At 72.3% G+C, this 18,908-nt stretch carries 14 protein-coding genes; 6 read left to right on the forward strand and 8 right to left on the reverse strand.

Annotated elements, in window-relative coordinates:
- The first annotated feature begins 1 nt into the window (after position 1).
- Both AB0B35_RS12245 and AB0B35_RS12250 read left to right on the forward strand, forming a co-directional pair.
- The gene (locus tag AB0B35_RS12245; protein ID WP_361044046.1) at positions 2-1,504 is read left to right on the forward strand and encodes a sensor domain-containing diguanylate cyclase; all 1,503 of its coding nucleotides are present in this window, start codon (positions 2-4) and stop codon (positions 1,502-1,504) included.
- 154 nt (positions 1,505-1,658) lie between these two features.
- Positions 1,659-2,549 (forward strand): hypothetical protein, encoded by an 891-nt coding sequence (locus AB0B35_RS12250; protein ID WP_361044049.1) that lies wholly within the window; start codon positions 1,659-1,661, stop codon positions 2,547-2,549.
- An 8-nt stretch (positions 2,550-2,557) separates the two neighbouring features.
- Here AB0B35_RS12250 and AB0B35_RS12255 read toward each other — a convergent pair whose 3' ends face one another.
- Positions 2,558-5,611, reverse strand: coding sequence for a BTAD domain-containing putative transcriptional regulator (locus tag AB0B35_RS12255; RefSeq protein WP_361044051.1), 3,054 nt, complete (start codon positions 5,609-5,611; stop codon positions 2,558-2,560).
- Positions 5,612-5,960: 349 nt separating this feature from the next.
- Between AB0B35_RS12255 and AB0B35_RS12260 the strand changes: the two genes are divergently transcribed.
- Positions 5,961-6,998, forward strand: coding sequence for a glutathione S-transferase C-terminal domain-containing protein (locus tag AB0B35_RS12260; RefSeq protein WP_361044054.1), 1,038 nt, complete (start codon positions 5,961-5,963; stop codon positions 6,996-6,998).
- A 20-nt stretch (positions 6,999-7,018) separates the two neighbouring features.
- Positions 7,019-7,471 carry a GNAT family N-acetyltransferase gene (locus AB0B35_RS12265; RefSeq protein WP_361044057.1) on the forward strand — a complete coding sequence of 151 codons (453 nt, stop codon included), beginning with the start codon at positions 7,019-7,021 and terminating at the stop codon, positions 7,469-7,471.
- A gap of 58 nt (positions 7,472-7,529) precedes the next feature.
- Here AB0B35_RS12265 and AB0B35_RS12270 read toward each other — a convergent pair whose 3' ends face one another.
- From AB0B35_RS12270 to AB0B35_RS12300, 7 genes are all read right to left on the reverse strand, one after another.
- On the reverse strand, positions 7,530-8,132 hold the full coding sequence (locus AB0B35_RS12270) for a GNAT family protein (RefSeq protein WP_361044060.1): 603 nt from the start codon (positions 8,130-8,132) through the stop codon (positions 7,530-7,532).
- A gap of 194 nt (positions 8,133-8,326) precedes the next feature.
- On the reverse strand, positions 8,327-9,187 hold the full coding sequence (locus tag AB0B35_RS12275) for an NAD(P)H-hydrate dehydratase (protein WP_361044063.1): 861 nt from the start codon (positions 9,185-9,187) through the stop codon (positions 8,327-8,329).
- Positions 9,171-9,893: a histidine phosphatase family protein gene (locus AB0B35_RS12280; protein ID WP_361044066.1), complete on the reverse strand. Its 723-nt coding sequence runs from the start codon at positions 9,891-9,893 to the stop codon at positions 9,171-9,173. Before AB0B35_RS12280 ends, AB0B35_RS12275 begins: the two co-directional genes overlap by 17 nt.
- Positions 9,894-10,034: 141 nt before the next feature.
- Positions 10,035-10,823, reverse strand: a complete 789-nt coding sequence (locus AB0B35_RS12285; protein WP_361044465.1) for an SDR family oxidoreductase — start codon at positions 10,821-10,823, stop codon at positions 10,035-10,037.
- 57 nt (positions 10,824-10,880) lie between these two features.
- Positions 10,881-12,314: a solute carrier family 23 protein gene (locus tag AB0B35_RS12290; RefSeq protein ID WP_361044068.1), complete on the reverse strand. Its 1,434-nt coding sequence runs from the start codon at positions 12,312-12,314 to the stop codon at positions 10,881-10,883.
- A gap of 253 nt (positions 12,315-12,567) precedes the next feature.
- Complete coding sequence (locus AB0B35_RS12295; protein ID WP_361044070.1) at positions 12,568-14,310, reverse strand: EAL domain-containing protein; 1,743 nt, start codon at positions 14,308-14,310, stop codon at positions 12,568-12,570.
- Positions 14,311-14,512: 202 nt separating this feature from the next.
- Positions 14,513-17,143 carry a discoidin domain-containing protein gene (locus AB0B35_RS12300; protein ID WP_361044073.1) on the reverse strand — a complete coding sequence of 877 codons (2,631 nt, stop codon included), beginning with the start codon at positions 17,141-17,143 and terminating at the stop codon, positions 14,513-14,515.
- A gap of 479 nt (positions 17,144-17,622) precedes the next feature.
- On the opposite strand from AB0B35_RS12300, the gene AB0B35_RS12305 reads away from it, so the two are divergent.
- Together AB0B35_RS12305 and AB0B35_RS12310 are read left to right on the forward strand one after the other, a co-directional pair.
- Positions 17,623-18,483, forward strand: coding sequence for an MEDS domain-containing protein (locus AB0B35_RS12305; RefSeq protein WP_361044076.1), 861 nt, complete (start codon positions 17,623-17,625; stop codon positions 18,481-18,483).
- Positions 18,480-18,908 (forward strand): ATP-binding protein, encoded by a 429-nt coding sequence (locus tag AB0B35_RS12310; RefSeq protein ID WP_361044079.1) that lies wholly within the window; start codon positions 18,480-18,482, stop codon positions 18,906-18,908. Before AB0B35_RS12305 ends, AB0B35_RS12310 begins: the two co-directional genes overlap by 4 nt.

Raw genomic sequence — 18,908 nt, forward strand, 5'->3', positions numbered from 1 at the left:
GATGCCGGTTTCGGCCGAGTCGCTGCACATCCAGCAGCTCGTCGAGCTGATGGCTGTGGTCTCGTCGTCGACCGACGAGGCCTCGGCCGTGCAGCACGCCGTCGAGCGCTCCGCGCAGGCCCTGGAGGCCGAGGTCGCGGCCGTGGTCTTCGAAGGCAAGGTCGCCGCGTCGATCGGGTTCCCGCTCGGAGCGGCGCCCAACGACGACATCGTCGCGGTGAGCCTGCACGAACAGGACTGGCTGGAGGTGCCCGGCGTCGGTCGCTGCTGCGTGGCGGCCGCGGCGTGGGAGGGCAGCAAACCGGGCCACCTGGTGCTGGCCCGCTGGGGCGAGCCGTTCGCGATCGAGGAGCAGAACCTGATCCGCGGTATGGCCCGGCTGCTGGAACTGACCCTGACCATGCTGCGCACCCTCGCCGCCGAGCAGTCCATCCGTGAATCGCTGCAGGAGCGCCAGCGGCTGCTGGAACACCTGTTCACCATCCAGCGCGCCATCGCCCGCCGCGACGACCTCCAGCAGATCCTCGACACCATCACCCTGGCCGCACGAGACCTGCTCGGCGACGAGATCAGCCTGCTCTGGCTGCGCGACGAGGACGACACCGAACGGGCCCGGCTCGCCTCCGGCGCCGACGCGACGGGCATCCTGCCCGGCAGCGCGCTCACCGCCGACCTGGCCGACGCCGCGACAGCACTGCAGGCGATCACCGCCGGCGACGTGGTGGTGCGGCAAGGCGGCATCGCGGCGACCGAGGCGGTCACCCGGTTCGGACGCGGCCCGGTGTGCGCGGCGATGGGCGCGCCCGTGCACGACAGCGGCGTGGTGACGGGCGCGCTCGTCGTCGCGTCCTGCGACAAGGACCGGGTGTACGAGGAGTCCGACGTGCAGACGCTGCGGGCGTTCGCGCAGAACGTCAGCCTCGCCCTCACCGACGCCAACACCGTCGTACGGATGCAGCAGGCCCACCACGACGCGCTGACCGGGCTGGCCAGCCGCCGGCTGTTCATGGAGCAGCTGACCCAGCGGCTGGCGATGGCCGACGCCGAAGGGGCCACGGTCGCGGTGCTGTTCCTCGACCTCGACCGGTTCAAGGACATCAACGACACCCTCGGCCACGCCGCCGGCGACCAGCTGCTGACGGTCACCGCCGACCGGATCGCCGCCCAGCTGCGCGCCGGTGACCTGGCCTCGCGCTTCGGCGGCGACGAGTTCGCCGTGATGCTGCACCGGGTCGACGGGCCGCGTGACGCCTCCGCCGTGGCCGCCCGGATCGCCGCCGCGCTGGCCAAGCCGATGCACGTCGCGCACCAGCGGCTGCGCGTCGGGGCGAGCGTCGGCGTCGCCCTGAGCACCCCCGGTGGCCGCACCGACCCGGTGGAGCTGGTCGGCCACGCAGACCTCGCGATGTACCAGGCCAAACGCGCCGACGCAGGCGGCTACTCGCTGTACGACGCCGCGGCCCCGGCGCACCAGGATCCCCGCCCGGGAACCGTACGGGCCTGAGCGTCGCCCTCTCGCGACACGTCCTCGCACGCCGATGCGTGCCGCATCACTGCGCCCGGCTGTCGGCCTTCCGGCGACCATGACGCCACCGTGATACCCGTCCCGATGATGGGAGACGGCCGTCCGCCGTGGACCGCCACGAGAGGAGCAAGCGGTGAAGGCAGCACCCACCATGCGCGTGATCGTCGCGGCCGTCGTGCTCGGCGCCGTGCTCGCCCCGGCAGCGCCGGCGGCGGCCCTCCCCGACCCCCTGGTCACGCTGGTCACGCAGATCAGCTCGACCGACACCGACCCGAAAACCGTCGTGGTGGCCTGCCCGAAGGACTCCTGGGTGTTCGCCGTCGGCGGCTGGAGCAACGGCAGCGACGGCCGCGTGCTACTGACCCGGCTGGAGCCCGCCGCCGACCTGCGCTCGGCCACCGTCTCCGCCAGACCGCGCAGCGACAGCACGGCGGCATTCTCCCTCGTCGCGCAGGTCATCTGCGCCCGGACCATCGTCGCGCCGACCCGCGTCGCCAACACCACCATGCAGGGCAGCTCCATCGAGGTGGTGTGCCCTGAGCCGGCCATCATGCTGGGATTCGGGTTCGCGATGGACCGGCGCGTCGACGACTGGCGGCTCGACGAGCTGCAACCCGACGGCACTCTGTCCCAGGCCACGGTGCACGTCTCGGGCAGCGGCGGCACGGGCGCGCTGACCGTGTACGGCATCTGCCACACCGTCGCGGAACCGCCGGGAGCGCTGGTCAACCGCTACCGGGCGTCCGGCATACCGGTCACGGGTCAGACCTGGCCGAAGCAGGCCACCCTCATGCCGATGACCCTCGGGTGGACGTTCGGCATCGGCGCGATCGTCACCGGTCCGGGCAGCCACCTCGACGGCTTCCGGCTGCTGCCGTTCGGCGACGGCATCTCGCGGGCAGACCGCGTTCCCGTCCTGCCGGGCCTGCCCCTGCGCACTCCGGCCCGGACGGCGAGCCTGATGGGTCCAGCCGAGGACCCGTCGCTGACGACTGTCGGCGCACGCATCGGCACCTTCCACTGATCGAGGGGTCAGCGGGGGGCTGCCGCCCGCCGGACGGGGACCAGCAGGTCCCGGTCCGGCGGGCGCACGCCGATCGAGCGCATCGCCTCGGCGTACCGGTCGAACGCGCGCCGGGCCTCGCCGTGCTGCCCACCCGCGACCAGCGTGCGCACCAGCGATCGGTACGCGCGCTCGTCGTACGGATCCCGTTCCAGCAACCGCAGCAGGTAGCCGACGGCCGCGCCCGGCTGGCCCGCCGCCCGGCTGGTGTGCGCCAGCATCCGCAGCATCGCCAGGTACGCCGCCCGCGCCTCCTCCCGCAGCGGGCCGGCCCATTCGGCGTACGGCTCGTCCTCGAACGCGTCGGCCCGGTAGAGCTGGTCGGCGGCCAGCAGCACCAGTCGTGCCTGCGGCAGGGCCTCCTGCTCGACCAGCCGGCGTCCCCGCGCCACCTGCTCCAGGAAGTCCTCCACGTCGACGCCGGTGGTGGCCGTGTTCAGCGCGATGCTGCCCTGGTCGGCCGCCAGGTAGTGGTCGGCGGGATGCGCCTTGCCGGGATCGAGCACCCCGCGCACGATGTTGAGCAGCACCGACAGCCGATGCCCGGTGCGCTGCGCGTCGCCGTCGGGCCACAGCAGCTCGCTCAGCTCACTGCGCGGCACCGGCCGCCCGCGCCGCCCGACGAGGATGCGCAGCAGGTCACGGGCCTTACGCGACTGCCACGACGACGCCGGGACGACCTGCCCGGCCAGTTCCACCTCGAACCGCCCCAGCGCCCGCACCACGACCGGTGGGCGGTCCACCGCCGCACCCGATCCGCCGCCGATCCGGTCCGCCAGCGCGTCCGCGGCCGCCAGCCGCTGCTCGCCGAGCACCCCCTCGGCCCGTTCGTCAGGCCCCGCCCACGGCGTACGGCTCGCCAGCACGGCGATCCGGGCCGCCTCGACCTCGGCCCCCGCCTCGGCCCAGATCGCCCGGGACTCCCGCAGCGCGGCACGAGCCCGCCCCGGATCGTCGTCGGCCGCCGCCCGCAACTCCAGCGCGTCGGCCAGGCCCGCCCGGTCGCCCTGAGCACGGGCCACCCGCGCCGCCTCGGTCGCCAGGTCGGCACCCCGGCCCGCCTCGCCCTGGCTGAGCGCGATCCAGCCCTGGGCCAGCAGCGCCGGACCGGACAACTCCGGCCCGGCCTGGTCCGCGGCGGCGTCGGCGTGCCCCGCGGCCGTCTTCACGTCGTCGCCGAGCAGTACCAGGGCCAGCCCGGCCTGCGCCGGGACCAGCACATGCGCATTACCGGTGCCCGAGGCGACCTGCACCACCTGCTCGTACGCGGCACGCGCCTGCTCACGCCAGCCGCGCCGCCGGAACAGCTCCGCCAGCCCCAGCACCGCACCGGCGAACCGGCGCGAGCCGAAGCGCTGGTAGTGCCCTATCGCCGCCCGGTAGCGGCGCACCGCCTCGTCGTAGTGGCCGAGCATGGCCAGCGCGTCGGCCTCGTTTCCCAGCGCGATCGCCTGCAGGCTCGGCGACCCGGCCGCCTGCGCGTACGCCGCGCACAGCCGCGCCGACTCCAGCGCCGCCGGGTAACGCGCCGCCTGCAGGTGCTGGAACGTGCGGTTGGTGTGGATGCGGGTCAGCAGCATGACGTCGCCGGTGCGGTGCGCGATCGGCAGCGCGAGCGCGAAGTGCTCCTCGCTGCCCGCGGCGTCCCCGGCGACGGCCAGCGACAGCGCGACGCTCAGGTACGCGGTGGCCAGCGCGGCGTCGTCACCGGAGCGCACCGCCCGGTGCACCGCCTCGCGCGCCTCCGCGACCGCGCTGTCGGTGTCCCCGGCCAGCAGGAACGCGTGGGCACGCCAGGCGGTCAGCAGGGCCGTGTCGGCGGTGTCGCCGCGCTCGTCGCCCCGGGCGAACACGTCCAGCGCGCCCCGGGCGTCGCCGCGCTGGTAGGCGACCCGGCCCGCCCGCCAGGCCAGGCCCGCGTCCAGTTCGGGGCGGCCCGCGCCGAGTTCGTCGTACGCGCGGGCGGCAGCCTCCAGATCCCCTGCCGTCCGCAACGCGTCCGCCTGCAACAGCAGCAGCCGGTCATCGCGTTCGGGTTCGGGCAGCACCGTGAACAGTTGCGTAACCAGGCCGGCCTGCCCGACCGCGATGATCCGGTCGCCGTGCTCGCGCAGCACCCGCGCAGCCCCGGCATGGTCTCCGGAGCGCAGGTGCTCCCGCGCCGCAGCGCCCGGCGGACCGTGCCGGTCGTACCAGGCCGCCGCGATCTGCGGCTCCGCTCCCCGAGCGGCATCGCCGACCGGTGCCGGCAGGCCACGGGCCACGGCCGCGACCTGCGCCACGACCGGCACCACCTGGTCGTCGTCCGGCAGGCCGGGCACCACCGGTCCGCGGACGAGCAGTCCGGTCCTGCGCAGCAGGGCGATCAGGTCCTCGGCGTCGTCGTGGCCGAGGGCCGCGCACAGCCCGGCGGTCACCGGAGCCCGGTCGCCGACATCGGCCACGAGCTGCCGTGCCGCATCGGGTAGGCCATCGAGTACCTCGGCGCGGACGTACTCGCCCAGCCCACCCACGGCCAGGGCTTTCGCCGACTCCCCCGCCGCCGGACCGCCGAGCCGGACCGCCTCCACCGCGAAGTCGACCAGCGCGGGCCAGCCGCGGGTGGCGGTGTGCAGCGCGGCGGCGAGGTCGGGATCGGTCAGGCCGCCCTCCTCGGCCAGCATGGCCGCGACGTCGTCCACGGTGCAGGCGAGATCGGCGGGGCCGAGTTCGGTCCACCGGCCCGGCCGGCCGGTGTGCCGCCACGGCAGCGGACGGCGCGAGGCCAGGGACACCTCCGTGTCGTCGGGCAGCCCCTCGATCGCGATCAGCAGCTCACGCAGCTCAGACACGGACATCTGCGGCAGATCGTCGAGCACGAGGCAGCGCACGTCGTCCGCGGCGGCCCCGCGGACGAAGCCGCACGGGTCGTCGCCGCCCTGCCACCAGCGCGCCCTGGCGGGCGGGCACAGGCCGCGCAGCAGGGTCGTCTTGCCGTAGCCCGCTGCGCCGACCACGATCCGGCGGCTCGGCCCGCTGACCATAGTCTTTTGCCCTCCGGTCTGCTCGACGTACGGCCCGCCCCGTGGGAAGGCTCCGCCTCGCCGACCCGACGATCAACCCTTCTGTCGGAAAATTCGTGGCAGACGACAGAGTCCGTCCAGTATGGACGCACTTATCGCAGTCGAGCACGCCGGTTTCGCCGCAGAAGACCACCGAGTTCCGACAGACGGCCACCGGGCTCGTCGCCCGGCTACGGGCTGAGGCGACACGTGCCGGAGACGTCGGCGAGTCGACCTCGCCGGAGTACACGACCGTTGACATCAGCCGGCGCATACGCCGCGGCGGCGAGCGGCTCGCCGCCACCCCGTGCGGCGGGGCATCATGGGCGGCATGACCGACACCGCGACGGGCGCCAACGCCAGTGACGAGCAGGGCCGCTATGTGATCCCCGGTGGGGAGTTCACCCGCGACCAGCGCTACATCGCCACCCGGATCACCGCCGACGGCCGTGACGGCTACCCGGTCGAACCGGGCCGCTACCGGCTGGTCGTCAGCCGGGCCTGCCCCTGGGCGAGCCGGGCGGTGATCGTACGGCGGCTGCTCGGGCTGGAGCGGGCGCTGCCGATGGCGGTCGCCGGGCCGACGCACGACGCGCGCAGCTGGACCTTCGACCTGGACCCGGACGGCCGGGACCCGGTGCTGGGCATCGAGCGGCTGCAGGACGCCTACTTCGCGCGGTTCCCCGGCTACGAGCGCGGGATCACGGTGCCCGCGATCGTGGACGTGACCACGGGCAAGGTCGTCACCAACGACTACGCCCCGATGACGATCGACCTGTCGCTGGAGTGGAGGGCGCATCACCGGCCGGGCGCGCCGGAGCTCTACCCGGCCGCGCTGCGCGCCGAGATCGACGAGGTCAACGCCGTGGTGTTCAAGGACGTCAACAACGGGGTCTACCAGTGCGGCTTCGCCGGGTCGCAACGGGCGTACGAGGCAGCGTACCGGCGGCTGTTCGCTCGGCTGGACGATCTGTCGGAGCGGCTGGCCACACGGCGCTACCTGGTCGGCGACACGATCACCGAGGCCGACGTGCGGCTGTTCACGACGCTGGTGCGCTTCGACGCGGTGTACCACGGGCACTTCAAGTGCAACCGGCAGAAGCTGGCCGAGATGCCGGTGCTGTGGGCGTACGCCCGGGATCTGTTCGCGACGCCGGGGTTCGGCGACACGGTTCACTTCGGGCACATCAAGTCGCACTACTACGAGGTGCACCGCGACATCAACCCGACCGGGGTGGTGCCCGCCGGGCCGGACCTGTCGGGCTGGCTCACCCCGCACGGGCGGGAGGAGCTGGGCGGCCGCCCGTTCGGCGACGGCACCGCGCCCGGCCCGGTCGCGCCCGACGAGACGGTGCCGGATCTCGCTTGAAACCGTGGCACACTCGCGCGGTGAAGATCGAACAGGCGGATGTGCGCGACGTCGCCGGGCTGGCCCGGCTGCTGTGGCTGGACACCGTCAAGGAGGAACCGGGCGGGCGGTCCGTCGAGGCGTTCGCTGCGGAACTCGCGCACTGGTGGGCCGCCCGCCAGGACTCGCACCTGGCGTTCGTCGCCCGGCTCGCCGACGCGGAGATCGCCGGCATGGCCTGGGTCGCGCTCCTGCCCCGCATCCCGCGACCCGGTGCGACCAGCCGGCTGTCCGCCGACATCCAGACCGTGTTCGTCGTGCCCGAGCAGCGCGGACAAGGGATCGGCTCGGCGCTCGTGCAGGCTGCGTCCGAGTATGCGGCGAACGTCGGCGCCATCCGGGTGACTGTCCATTCCGGCCGCAGGGCGGTGCCGATGTACGAACGGTTGGGCTTCGAGTCGTCGCGGCAACTCCTGCGGCTGCAACCGGGCTAGATGGATGCCGGAGGCTTCGGTTGCCGATCGGTCGGTCAGCCGCCGCGTAGTGCCCGGCTCAACGAGCCAGCGACGATTCGAGGTTCTTCCGTACCTCGGGCCAGTCCTGCTCGGTGATCGAGTAGGCCGCACTGTCGCGGACGGCCCCGTCGTACCCGGCGCTGTCGGCCCGCAGGACGCCGTCCAGCTTCGCGCCTATGCCGACGATGGCCTTGCGTGACCGCTCGTTGCGCGCATCGGTGCGCAGGCGGACGCGGTGCAGCCGCCACCTGTCGAAGGCGACCTCGAGCATCAGCAGCTTGGCCGCACGATTGATGCCGGTACGCTGTGCGTGCAGCGCGAGCCAGGACCCGCCTAGCTCGCACGCGTCCGGCATTCCGGCAGGTCGGCGGCGATACCCCTCCTGCCAGCGCCAGTGTTCGAAGTTGCAGAATCGGGTGGAGCCCACCACTCGGTCGTCCCGCAGATCGACGACGGCGAAAGCCACGATGCTGCCGTCCGCCTGGCCCTCGACAGCACGCTTGATGTAGTGGTGTGCCTCGTCTTCGTCGCCGGGCACGCCGGTGAGCGCGTACCGTTCCCGTCCGGCCTGCGCGGCGGCGACCAGCCCGGGGACGTGGTGATAGTTCAGCGGTTCGAGCCGGGCGATCTGCCCGGCCAACGGGCCGACGGCAAAGAAGTCGTCCATGTCACTCGTTTCCTTTCGGACTGCTGCCCGAGCGGAATCATATTCAATCGGGTACGACGGGTGCCCCGCGCGCCACAGGCTCGGCAAAGCCGTGATGCGACAGTCGCGAGTGCTCGGTGACCCCGCGGCGCTGGACGCGCCGCTCCTCAGGCACTGGCCGACGCCGGTCACACCGCGGCGAGCACCGCCGGGATCTCGTCGGCAATCTCCCGGGCGAGGAAGCCGATTCGGCCGAACCGGGGAGCCAGCCGCTGGGCGCTGCCGGCGTGGGCGTACGCCGCCCAGCACGCCGCCTGTGCGGGTTGCGCGCCGCGGCACAGCAGTCCCGTGACGACCCCTGCGCGGACGTCGCCGCTGCCGGAGGTGCCCAGTCCGCTGCCGCCGGTCTGCTCCCACCAGGTCCGCCCGTCCGGGTCGGCGATGCGCCCGAACAGCGACACCACGGCGCGGTAGCGCTCGGCGATGCGTACCGCGGCGTCCATGAGGTCTTCGCCGAGTTCGCCGCCGAGCAGGTACCGGGCTTCGTCGACGTTGGGGGTGAGCACGTAGGAGCCGGGCCGGTCGGCGGTGAGCGACGGGTCTTTGCTGAGCGCGCCGAGGGCGTAGGCGTCCAGTACCACGGTGGTCTCCGGTCGGGTGGCCGCGAGCACGTGGCGCAGCAGGGCTGCGGCGTGGTCGATGTCGCCGAGGCCGGGTCCGACGGCGACGGCCGACGCCTGCCCGGCCAGCTCGGCGAGCCGGTCGGGCAGGGTACGGTCGGCGTCGGGTTCGGGCAGGTCGAGTACGAGCGCTTCGGGCACCTGGATGCTGAGCGCGGTGGCGGTGGACTCCTCGACGGCGAGCTGGAGCACGCCCGCTCCGGCGCGCAGTGCGGCGACTCCGGCGAGCAGCACCGCGCCGGGCGTGTGCCGGGAGCCGCCGACGATCAGGGCGGTGCCGCGGCTGTCCTTGGCTCCGGCGACCTCGGGCAGCGGCCAGTCGCGCAGCAGTTGGACGGTGACGATGGCGGGTTCAGACGGGTTCGGCACGCAGGCCCTCCTCGCGGGTCGGGGTGGTGTCGCGGGCGCGCAGGTGGGCGACGTCGTTGAACAGCTGCGGGCTGAGGCGGCCGTCGCCGTCGCGGGCCCAGACGCTGACGGAGGTGTTGACGATGGCCTCGGCGCGGCTGAGGTCGAGCAGGCGCTGCTCGTCGAGGTCTTCGACGAGGTAGCGGATGATCTGCACGACGACGTCGTGGGTGACCAGCAGGACGCGGCGGCCGTCGTGGTCGCGGCGCAGGTCGGCCAGCAGCGCCCGGATGCGCAGTGCGACGTCGGCCCAGGATTCGCCGCCGGGCGGGCGGTAGTAGAACTTGCCGAGGCGCTGGCGGCGCTCGGCCTCGGTGGGGTGCAGTTCCTGTACGCCGCGGGCGGTGAGCAGGTCGAGGATGCCCAGTTCCCGGTCGCGCAGCCGCTCGTCGCAGGACAGGCTCAGGTCGAGGCCGTCGGTCATGGCCTTGGCCGTGTCGCGGGTGCGCAGGTAGGGCGAGACGAGCACCAGGTCGGGTTTCGGCTGGCCGGCCAGCCAGCCGCGGGTGGCGGCGGCCTGTTCGCGGCCCAGGTCCGACAGGGGCACGTCGGGGTCGCGCGGGGCGAGGTCCAGTCGCTGCGCCCCGGAGCCTTCGGCGAGCACGGCGGCGACGTTGCCGATGCTCTCGGCGTGGCGTACGGCGCCCAGCCACTGCAGCTCGCCCATGTCTCCCCTTGTCCGCGGATGAGGTCATTGAGGTACCCGCCCGGTCGCCGCCGACACCTCCTCCCAGGAAGTGATCATGAAGTTGTGCCGGGGACACGCCGTCGAGCCGTGCCATAGGTTCATGATCAGCGCGGAGGGGGGTCAGGGGAGGATGGCGTCGACGTAGCCGCCGTCTACGCGCAGGGCGCCGCCGGTGGTGGCGGAGGCCTGGTCGGAGCACAGATAGGTGACCATGTTGGCGATCTCTTCGGGTTCGATGAGGCGCTGGAGCAGCGATTGGGGGCGGTGCTCGCGCATGAACTGCCGCTGCGCCTGGTCCCAGGGCAGGTCTGAGCCGACGAGTTCGGCGACGAAGGTCTCCACGCCAGCGGTGTGGGTGGGTCCGGCGATGACGGAGTTGACGGTGACGCCGGTGCCGGCGGCCGCCTTGGCGTAGCCACGGGTGACGGCGAGCAGCGCGGTCTTGGTCATGCCGTAGTGGACCATCTCGATCGGGGTGACGACGGCGGAGTCGCTGGCGATGGACTGGACCCGGCCCCAGCCGCGTTCCATCATGCCCGGCAGGTACATCCGGATGAGGCGTACCGCCGAGAGCACGTTGACCTCGAAGAAGCGCCGCCAGTCGTCGTCGTCGATCTCCAGCACCGGTTTGGCTTCGAAGATGCCGAGGTTGTTGACGAGGATGTCGAGCTGCGGCATCGCGTCGAGCATGACCGCCGCCCCCTCGGCGGTGGCCAGGTCTGCGGCCACGGCGGTCACGGTCGCGTCGGGCACGGCTTCGCGCAGTCTGGCCGCCGCCTCGTCGGTGGACGCGCCGCGGCCGTTGACGACGACGTGCGCGCCGCAGCGGGCCAGCGCTTCGGCGATGGCGTAGCCGATGCCCTGGGTGGAGCCGGAGACGAGCGCGGTGCGCCCGGACAGGTCGATCATCACCGGTTCATCATCGCAGCGAAGCGGCCCGGTCCGGGCTCATCCGGGCACAGCGGCTCAGGCGTCGGCGGCGCCGCGCTGCTCGGCCGGTGACAGCCCGACGCCGGGGCAGGGGCGCTCCAGGCGCTGCTGCTCGCGCAGGTGTTCGGGGGCCAGCCAGCGGGCGAGGTGGTATCCGGCGATGGTGACGATGGTGCCCAGCGCGATGCCGCTGAGCTGGAACGTCGGGCTGAACACGAGCGAGGTGTCGCCGATCGCGATGATGATGCCCGCGGCCAGCGGGACGAGGTTGATCGGGTTGCCGAAGTCGACCCCGTTCTCCTTCCAGATCTTCGCGCCGAGCAGGCCGATCATGCCGTACAGGACGACGGTGATGCCGCCGAGCACGCCGCCCGGGGTGGCCGAGATGATCGCGCCGAACTTCGGCGAGAAGCCGAACAGGATCGCCACGATCGCCGCGATGAAGTACGCGGCCGTGGAGTAGATCCGCGTCGCCGCCATCACCCCGATGTTCTCCGCGTACGTGGTGGTCGGCGAGCCGCCGACGGAGCTGGCCAGCATCGTCGCGACGCCGTCGGCGCCGATGGCCTTGCCCATGACCGGGTTGAGGTCGCGGCCGGTCATCTCGGCGACCGCCTTGACGTGCCCGGCGTTCTCGGCGATCAGCGCGACGACCGCAGGCAGCACCAGCAGGATGAACGCGAACGAGAACGCGGGGGCGTGCCAGCCGGCGACCTCGTTGCCGTCGGCGCCGGTGGTGGTGTGCGGCGGGAAGCCGACCCAGGGCGCGGCGGCGACCCCCGACCAGTCGACCCGGTCGTGGGTGGTCGGGCCACTCGCGCCGGGCAGCACCGAGGTGATCGGACCGGCGACGCGGTCGAGCAGCCAGGACAGCAGGTAACCGAAGATCAGGCCGAGGAAGATGGCGATGCGCCCGACGAAGCCGCGGGCGGCGACCGCGACCACGATGACGAACACCATGGTCACCAGGGCCACCCACTGGTCCTGCGGCCAGTACACCGACGCCACGACCGGGGCGAGGTTGAAGCCGATCAGCATGACCACCGCGCCGGTGACCACGGGGGGCAGCACGGCGTGCAGCACCCGGAAGCCGAGCAGGTGGATGAGCAGGCCGCACAGCGCCAGCACCAGACCGGCGACCAGGATCGCGCCGGTGACCTGCGCGGAGTCGCCGCCCTGGGCTCGGATCGCCGCGACGGCGCTGACGAACGACGCCGAGGTGCCCAGGTAGCTGGGCACGATGCCCTTGACGATGAGCAGGAAGCAGATGGTCGCGACACCGCTCATCATGATCGCCAGTTGCGGATTGAGGCCCATGACGATCGGGAAGACGAACGTCGCCCCGAACATGGCCACCACGTGCTGCGCGCCGAGGCCGACCATGCGCGGCCAGGACAGCCGCTCGTCGGGCGCGACGACCCGGCCGGGCGGCGGGGTCCTGCCCCCGTAGACCTCACGCCAACCGAACACCGGCCACCTCACGCCCCGCTCGCGCCCACCGAACCACCCGCCGGCCGACTACCCCGCGCGATGGACTGCTCACAGAATGCACTGCGCGACGGCCGGCGCCGGCCGGGCCACGCCGTGGCGGTCGCTGAACGCCCAGGATCACGGTCCGTCCCCGGCGGAGGTGGCCGAGTCCGCCGGGCTACATCTTTTTTGATGTGGCCACATCAAAAAAGATGTAGCCGCACGCCGACACACCCCGCCGAACGGGCAGCTCTCAGGCGCGCCCGCGCGCCGTGTGCCGAAGTCCGGCGGTCTCCCCGGACAGCAGCTTGATCAGCGACGCCAGCGGCATCGGGTGGGCGAGATGGTAGCCCTGGGCGTTGACGACGCCGAGCCGGGCCAGTTCGGACAGCTGCGCGGCGTTCTCGACACCCTCGGCGGTCACCCGCAGCCCGAGGCCGTGGGCGAGGTCGGTGAGCAGCTTGACGACCGCGTGGTCGCGCGGGTTGTGCATCATCCCGGCGACGAACGCCCGATCGATCTTGATGCCGTGGATGGCCAGGGTCGACAGGTAGCGCAGGTTCGTCGAACCCGCGCCCATGTCGTCCAGGGTCAGCCAGACGCCGAGGGCGATCAGCCGCTCCAGGCGCGGACCGGCGTCGGCGAGGGTCTGCAGGTCCGCCTCCTCGGGCAGTTCCAGGCGCAGCCGGGAGGCGGGCAGGCCGGTCTCGGCCAGCGTCTGCACGACCATGTCGTCGAACGGGCCCGCCAGGGTCGGCGTGGACAGGTTCACGTTGACCCAGCTCGGCGACCGCTCCCCCAGCTCCGCGTCCATCTCGACCAGGTCCGCGCACGCGCGGCGCAGCACCCAGCGGTCGAGTGCGGGCAGGTGACCGGCGCGGCGCGCCCCGGGCAGGAAACGGCCCGGCGGTAGCAGACCCAAGGTGGGGTGCTGCCAGCGCACCAGCGCCTCCACCGAGGCCACCGAGCGGTCGCTGACCCGTACGATCGGCTGGTAGAACAACCGCAGCTCGCCGTGCTCGACGGCCTGCGCGACGGTCCGGTCGACGAGTTCGACGTCGCCGGACAGCCCGGCCTCCACGCCGATGGCCAGCTCGACCTGGTTGCCCCCGGCCTGCTTGGCCCGGTACATGGCCATGTCCGCCTCGCTGGCCAGGGTCTGCGGGTCGGAGCGGTTGCCGGACACGGCCACCCCGATGCTGGCGTACGGGTGCAGTGCCGGGTCGTGGCGGCCGTCGCGGGCAGCGATCGCCAGCAGGCAGCGCCGGCCGAGTTCCAGCGCCGCCTCCTCGGCCGAGACGTCCCGGCGCACCCGCGCCAGCACCGCGAACTCGTCGCCGCCGAGCCGGGCGGCGATCTCGCCGGGCCGCATGGTGTCGCGCAGCTGGTGGGCGACGAGGGTCAGCACGCCGTCGCCGGCCTGGTGGCCGTACGAGTCGTTGATGCGCTTCATGCCGTCGATGTCGACGAACGCCACGGCGACCCGGTCGCCGTCGCCGCCGGCGTCCGCGCACGCCGCGGCGAGCAGGTCGAGGAAGTGCGAGCGGTTGGCCAGCCCGGTGAGGTCGTCGCGGACGGCCCGGTCGGCGAACTGGGTGGCGAGCGCGTCGAACAGGTGCGCGGCGGACACGGTGCCGACCCGGTGCGCGTCGAGGTCGACGACCAGGTCGTCGTAGCGGTGCTCGGCGGGCCGGGTGCGCAGCAGGTGCGAGGCGGCGGCGACGGTCGTGGCGCCGGCCAGGCGCAGGGGCTTCCAGTCCGCGACGGCCGAAACCGGGCGTTGCCGCCACAACAGCCGTCCGTAGCCGAAAGGCCCCGACATGGCCTGGTCGAACCGTCCGCGCATGATCAGGCCGAGCCGGTCGCCGTCGGCGACGACGACGGCCATGAGGTCGCTGCGCGAGCGGAATGTCGCTTCCAGCGACTCGCAGGGCGTGTCCGGGTCCACGACCAGCGCAGGGCGTGCCAACGTCCCGATGTCCCCCGCGACCGTCACCCGTCACCTCCCTGTGTCCGGACAGCCCCTCCCGAAGGTAGTCACGACCTGGCCGAACATCCAGGTCCATCGGTGCTGTTCCCGCGCCGCCCCGGCCGGGGGGGTGCCGTGGGTCACGGCCGCGGCCCGGACGCCGGAAGGCCGACCCGGCACAGCGGCCGGGTCGGCCTTCGATCAGTCACCTAGCTGTCGACCACCCGGGTCACGGGAAGTTGGTGACGGTGCTCGGCACGGTGGCCGTGCCCTGCGCGGGTCCGCCGGTGGTGTTGATGACGTTGTCGATCACACCGTTGCCGCCGAGCGACACCGTGGACACACTGTGGAACTTGACGTTGGCGTTGACCGGCGTCTCGATGCCTCTCGCGGCGTGGATCGTCGGATCCACGTTGAAGTAGCAGTAGACGCCCAGACCCCACGCCTCATGGCTGGTCACCGTGTCGGCCACCTTGTACGCGGCGTAGCCTCTGGTGGACCCGTTCATGTAGGCCGCCTGGTTCGGCGGGTCGTAGGGCAGCTCGTTCTGGAAGAAGATGGTCCGGCCGCCCTGGCCGTTCCAGACCACGTTGTACTTCTGGTAGTGCTCGACGAACAGGCCTGTCGCCAGCACGTTGTTGCCGTTGACGATGACGCCGTAGTCGGCCGTGTTGACGGTCCAGCCGATGCCCGCGCCATGGTCGCCGCGCCACGCCCAGATGTGGTCGATGATGACGTTGTTGCTGTTGACCAGCAGGCTGGTGGTGGCCTTGCCGGCGTGCGCGCCGCCGATCCGGAAGAACACGTCCGAGATCGACGTCGGGTTGGCCGCGTGGCTGGCCGACGAGCCCGACGGGCCGAGCTGCAGCAGCACCGGCGAGTTGGTCGCGCCGGCGTCGAACAGCACACCGGCGATCTTGACGCCGTCGACGTCGGCGACCGACATCGGGATGACCCCGTTGTCCGGGATGATCGTCGCGTAGCCCAGGCCGAGCACGACGGTGTCGGCGCGGTTGACGTTGATCGTGCCGTTGACGTGGTAGATGCCCGGCGTGAACAGCAGGTGCAGGCCCTGGGCCAGCGCCTGGTTGATGCGCGCCGCGGTGTCGCCCGGCTTGGCCACGTAGAACGAGGTCAGCGGGAGCGAGGTGCCCGGGGTGGAGCCGCCGGCCCAGGTGGTGCCGCTGGCGTTGGTGCGCAGCGACGGGACGAAGACCCGGTAGTTGCCGCCGCTGTCGAGGTACAGGTACGGCTTCTCCCGGCTCTGCGGGGTGGTGGCCAGCGTCGTGTAGACGGGGTTCGGGAAGCCGGTCGGCGGCGCGCCGATGACGCCCGAGAACACCATGTTCCACACGCCGTTGACCCAGCTGCCGATCTGGCTGTCGCGGGTGTACCACTGCTGCTGCGAGTACGGCCCGACCGCGCCGGACACGCGGCTGTCGGCGATGTAGCCGCCGGAGGCCCAGCCGTAGCCGTTCGGGGCGAGGTTCAGGTCGCCGTGGATGTCCATCCGCCGGAACGGCGCGGCCTGCGAGACGGCCCACCGGGTGAACCCGGCCGACGGGTAGATGGACAGGTTCTCCGCCGAGCGCCAGAAGTTCTGCGTGGCGTTGCCCTGGAACCAGCCCGCGTCCACGGTCACGTCGCCGTTGATGCGCACGTCACCGGGGTTCTGGCCGAGACCCATGATCGAGGTGTAGAAGCCGATCTGGGCGTTGAATCCGCTGTAGGTGCCCGGCTTGAACGCCAGCGCGTAGCGCTGCAGGCCGAACTGGTTCGACTCCATCTCGTTGAAGACGGCGTCGACCTGCGACTGGATCGTCGCCCCGGACATGGACGGGTCGAAGACCTTCACGTTCGGGCCGAGCGAGCCGCCGCCCTGGATAGGGTCGCCGCTGGGGCTGGGCGACGGCGACGCGCTGGGGCTGGGCGACGTCGGGGTGCCGGAGCGCACGGCGACCTCCCACAGCGAGTAGCCCCAGCCGGTGGCGCGGGCGGTCATGTAGACGCGCACGTAACGCGCCGAGGCCGACGCGCTGATGGTGGCCGTGCCGCCGGTGCCGGTGGTGGTGCTCCAGACCGTGGTCCAGCTGGTCGCGTTGTTGGACACCTGGATCTGGTACGCCGTGGCGTAGGCGCCCTCCCAGGTCAGGATGATCTGGCAGATCGGGGTGGTCGCGCCGAGGTCGATCTGCAGCCACTGCGGGTCGGCGAACGCGCTGGACCAGCGGGTGGTGCCGCTGCCGTCGACGGCGTTGGAGGCCGGCGTGCCGGCGTTCTCGACCGAGGACGCGGTGGCGGTCTTGCCCTGGGCCACGTTCGCGGTGCCGCAGCCGGTGCTGCCGCCGATCTCGCCGTAGACCTGGAACTCCCACAGCGAGTAGCCGTAGCCGGTGGCGCGTGCGGTGCCGTAGACCCGCACGTAGCGGCCGGAGCCGGTCACGTTGATCGTCTGCACGCCGCCGGTGCCGGTGGTCGTGCTGTAGATCGTGGTCCAGCTCGTGCCGTTGGCCGAGGACTGGATCTGGAACGCGGTGGCGTACGCCGCCTCCCAGCGCAGGATGACCTGGCTGAGGGTGGCGGTGTCACCGAGGTCAACCTGGATCCACTGCGGGTCGCTGGCCGCGCTGGACCAGCGGGTGCCGTTGTTGCCGTCGACCGCGGCCGTCGCGGGCGTGCCCGCGTTCTCCACCGACGACGCCGTGACGGGCTTGCCCTGCGAGAGCAGGGTCACCGCGGCGTTCGCCGTGCTGCTGCCGATCACGACCAGGTAGGCCATGAGGAGTACGCCCACGGTTGCGAGCACGAGGGCGTACAGGGGTCTGCCGCGGGATACGGCCAGACGGGGGACGGATTGCATCTCTTCTCCCTGCTAGGGGCCTGGAGGACGGGTCCGGCCGGCCTGTGCGATCAGGACGGTCGGTGGACGGTAGAGAGCGCTCTCTGAAACAGAGAGTTGTCGTTTGTTCAATGACTGTCAAGGGCGTGTTTCCACGATGTGTCATGGAGATCCGCTCAGAAGGTGCCCTGGCAGCGCTTTTGTTGCCGGGTACAGCATTCCGGCCGACGAGTTGGCACGGCCCGCTTTCGTCGATCATGGGAGAGCGATTGCCCACGATCGTCCGCGGCGCGCCGGGCCGCCGCGACAGGTCGTCCGGCGGCCGCGGGCAGCCTCCACGGGCACCTGCCGTAACCTGCTCGGCTGGCGTACACAGCGGGAATGGCCGATCATGTTGCGGAAGATGTGGCGTCTGTGACAGAACGGGCACGCCGCCCTGGTTAGGCGCGGTTGCCGCTGGGTACTGGCGGCTTGCCAGCCGCGCCGAGGAAAGGATCCCCATGGCGGATGCGGTAACCGTTGACGAGATCAACCCGGGTGATCACGCGTGTCTGACGTTCACCGACCCGGATGAGCGGCTGGACCTCGTCGCCGAGTTCGTCGCGGACGGCCTGCACCGCGGACAGCGGGTGATCTGCTTCACCGACGCCCTGACCCCGGACGAGCTGGCCCAGGAGCTGGCCATGCGCGAGGTCGCCGCCGCGGCGGCCATCGGCCGCGGCCAGCTCACCCTGTACGCCAGCCAGGACGCCCCGGCCGTGGACGGCGGGGCGACCGCCGAGCGGATGGTCGCCCTGATCGCGCAGGAGCGCCACCAGGCAGCCCGGCGCGGCATCCCGGGCCTGCGGGTCAGCGCCGACATGTGCTGGGCGGGCAGCCCGATCGCCATCGACCAGCTGGTCGCCTTCGAGCAGCAGGCGGCGAGCCTGTTCACCGACGGGCGGCTCACCGCGATCTGCCAGTACGACCGCGAGACCTTCGACTCGGTGACGCTGGCCTTCGCCACCGACGCCCACCACAAGACGGTCGCGGCGCTGGCCTACCACGACACGCCGCTGCTGCGGATCTGCCGCCAGCACCGCCCGCCCGGCGTGCGCATCGCCGGCGAGATGGACTACACCCACCTGCAGCCCCTGCAGCAGGCGCTCACCGAGGCGCTGCGGCTGGACGACAACATCCACCTCAACCTGAGCAGGCTGCGGTTCATCGACGTCACGGCGGCCACCGCCATCGTCAAGGCCGCCGCGGCCCTGCCAGCCGGACGGCGCATGATCGTTTCCTGCCCGTCCGCGGTGGCCGTGGTGCTCGACGCCGTCGCGGCCGAACACGTTCCGCAGCTCGCGCTGCAGAGGCAGTCATGACGGGCGCCGACCAGTTCCAGGACCCTTCGCCCGCGGTGGCGGAGCCGACCGGGCTGGACACCGTCTTCGTCGCCGACGACCTGTACACGCTGCGCGCGGCCGTCGCCGCGCACGCCGGCGAACTCGGGCTGGCCGAACCGGGGCTGGGCAGGCTGCTGGTGGTGGCCACGGAACTGGCCACCAACGCCATCCGGCACGGCGGCGGCAAGGGCCGGTTGCGCCTGTGGCGCCACGACGGCTCGATCGTCTGCCAGGTCAGCGACGACGGTCCGGGCATCGCCGACACGGCCGGCGCGGGCATGAGCCAGGTGCCGCTGAGCACCGAGGGCGGACGCGGGCTGTGGGTGGTCCGCCAGTTCACCGACGAGATGACGATCGCGGTCCAGGACCCCGGCACCAGCATCACCGTCAAGATCCGGCTCTGA

Source organism: Catellatospora sp. NPDC049133 (assembly GCF_040648455.1).
Classification (GTDB): domain Bacteria; phylum Actinomycetota; class Actinomycetes; order Mycobacteriales; family Micromonosporaceae; genus Catellatospora; species Catellatospora aurea.

Excerpts from the sequence above, each read along its gene's own strand:
- AB0B35_RS12260 (WP_361044054.1), top strand. The coding sequence starts at position 5,961 with ATGACCGACACCGCGACGGGCGCCAACGCCAGTGACGAGCAGGGCCGC.
- AB0B35_RS12280 (WP_361044066.1), bottom strand. The coding sequence starts at position 9,893 with ATGGGCGAGCTGCAGTGGCTGGGCGCCGTACGCCACGCCGAGAGCATC.
- AB0B35_RS12310 (WP_361044079.1), top strand. The coding sequence starts at position 18,480 with ATGACGGGCGCCGACCAGTTCCAGGACCCTTCGCCCGCGGTGGCGGAG.
- AB0B35_RS12245 (WP_361044046.1), top strand. The coding sequence starts at position 2 with ATGCCGGTTTCGGCCGAGTCGCTGCACATCCAGCAGCTCGTCGAGCTG.
- AB0B35_RS12300 (WP_361044073.1), bottom strand. The coding sequence starts at position 17,143 with ATGCAATCCGTCCCCCGTCTGGCCGTATCCCGCGGCAGACCCCTGTAC.
- AB0B35_RS12255 (WP_361044051.1), bottom strand. The coding sequence starts at position 5,611 with ATGGTCAGCGGGCCGAGCCGCCGGATCGTGGTCGGCGCAGCGGGCTAC.
- AB0B35_RS12305 (WP_361044076.1), top strand. The coding sequence starts at position 17,623 with ATGGCGGATGCGGTAACCGTTGACGAGATCAACCCGGGTGATCACGCG.
- AB0B35_RS12285 (WP_361044465.1), bottom strand. The coding sequence starts at position 10,823 with ATGATCGACCTGTCCGGGCGCACCGCGCTCGTCTCCGGCTCCACCCAG.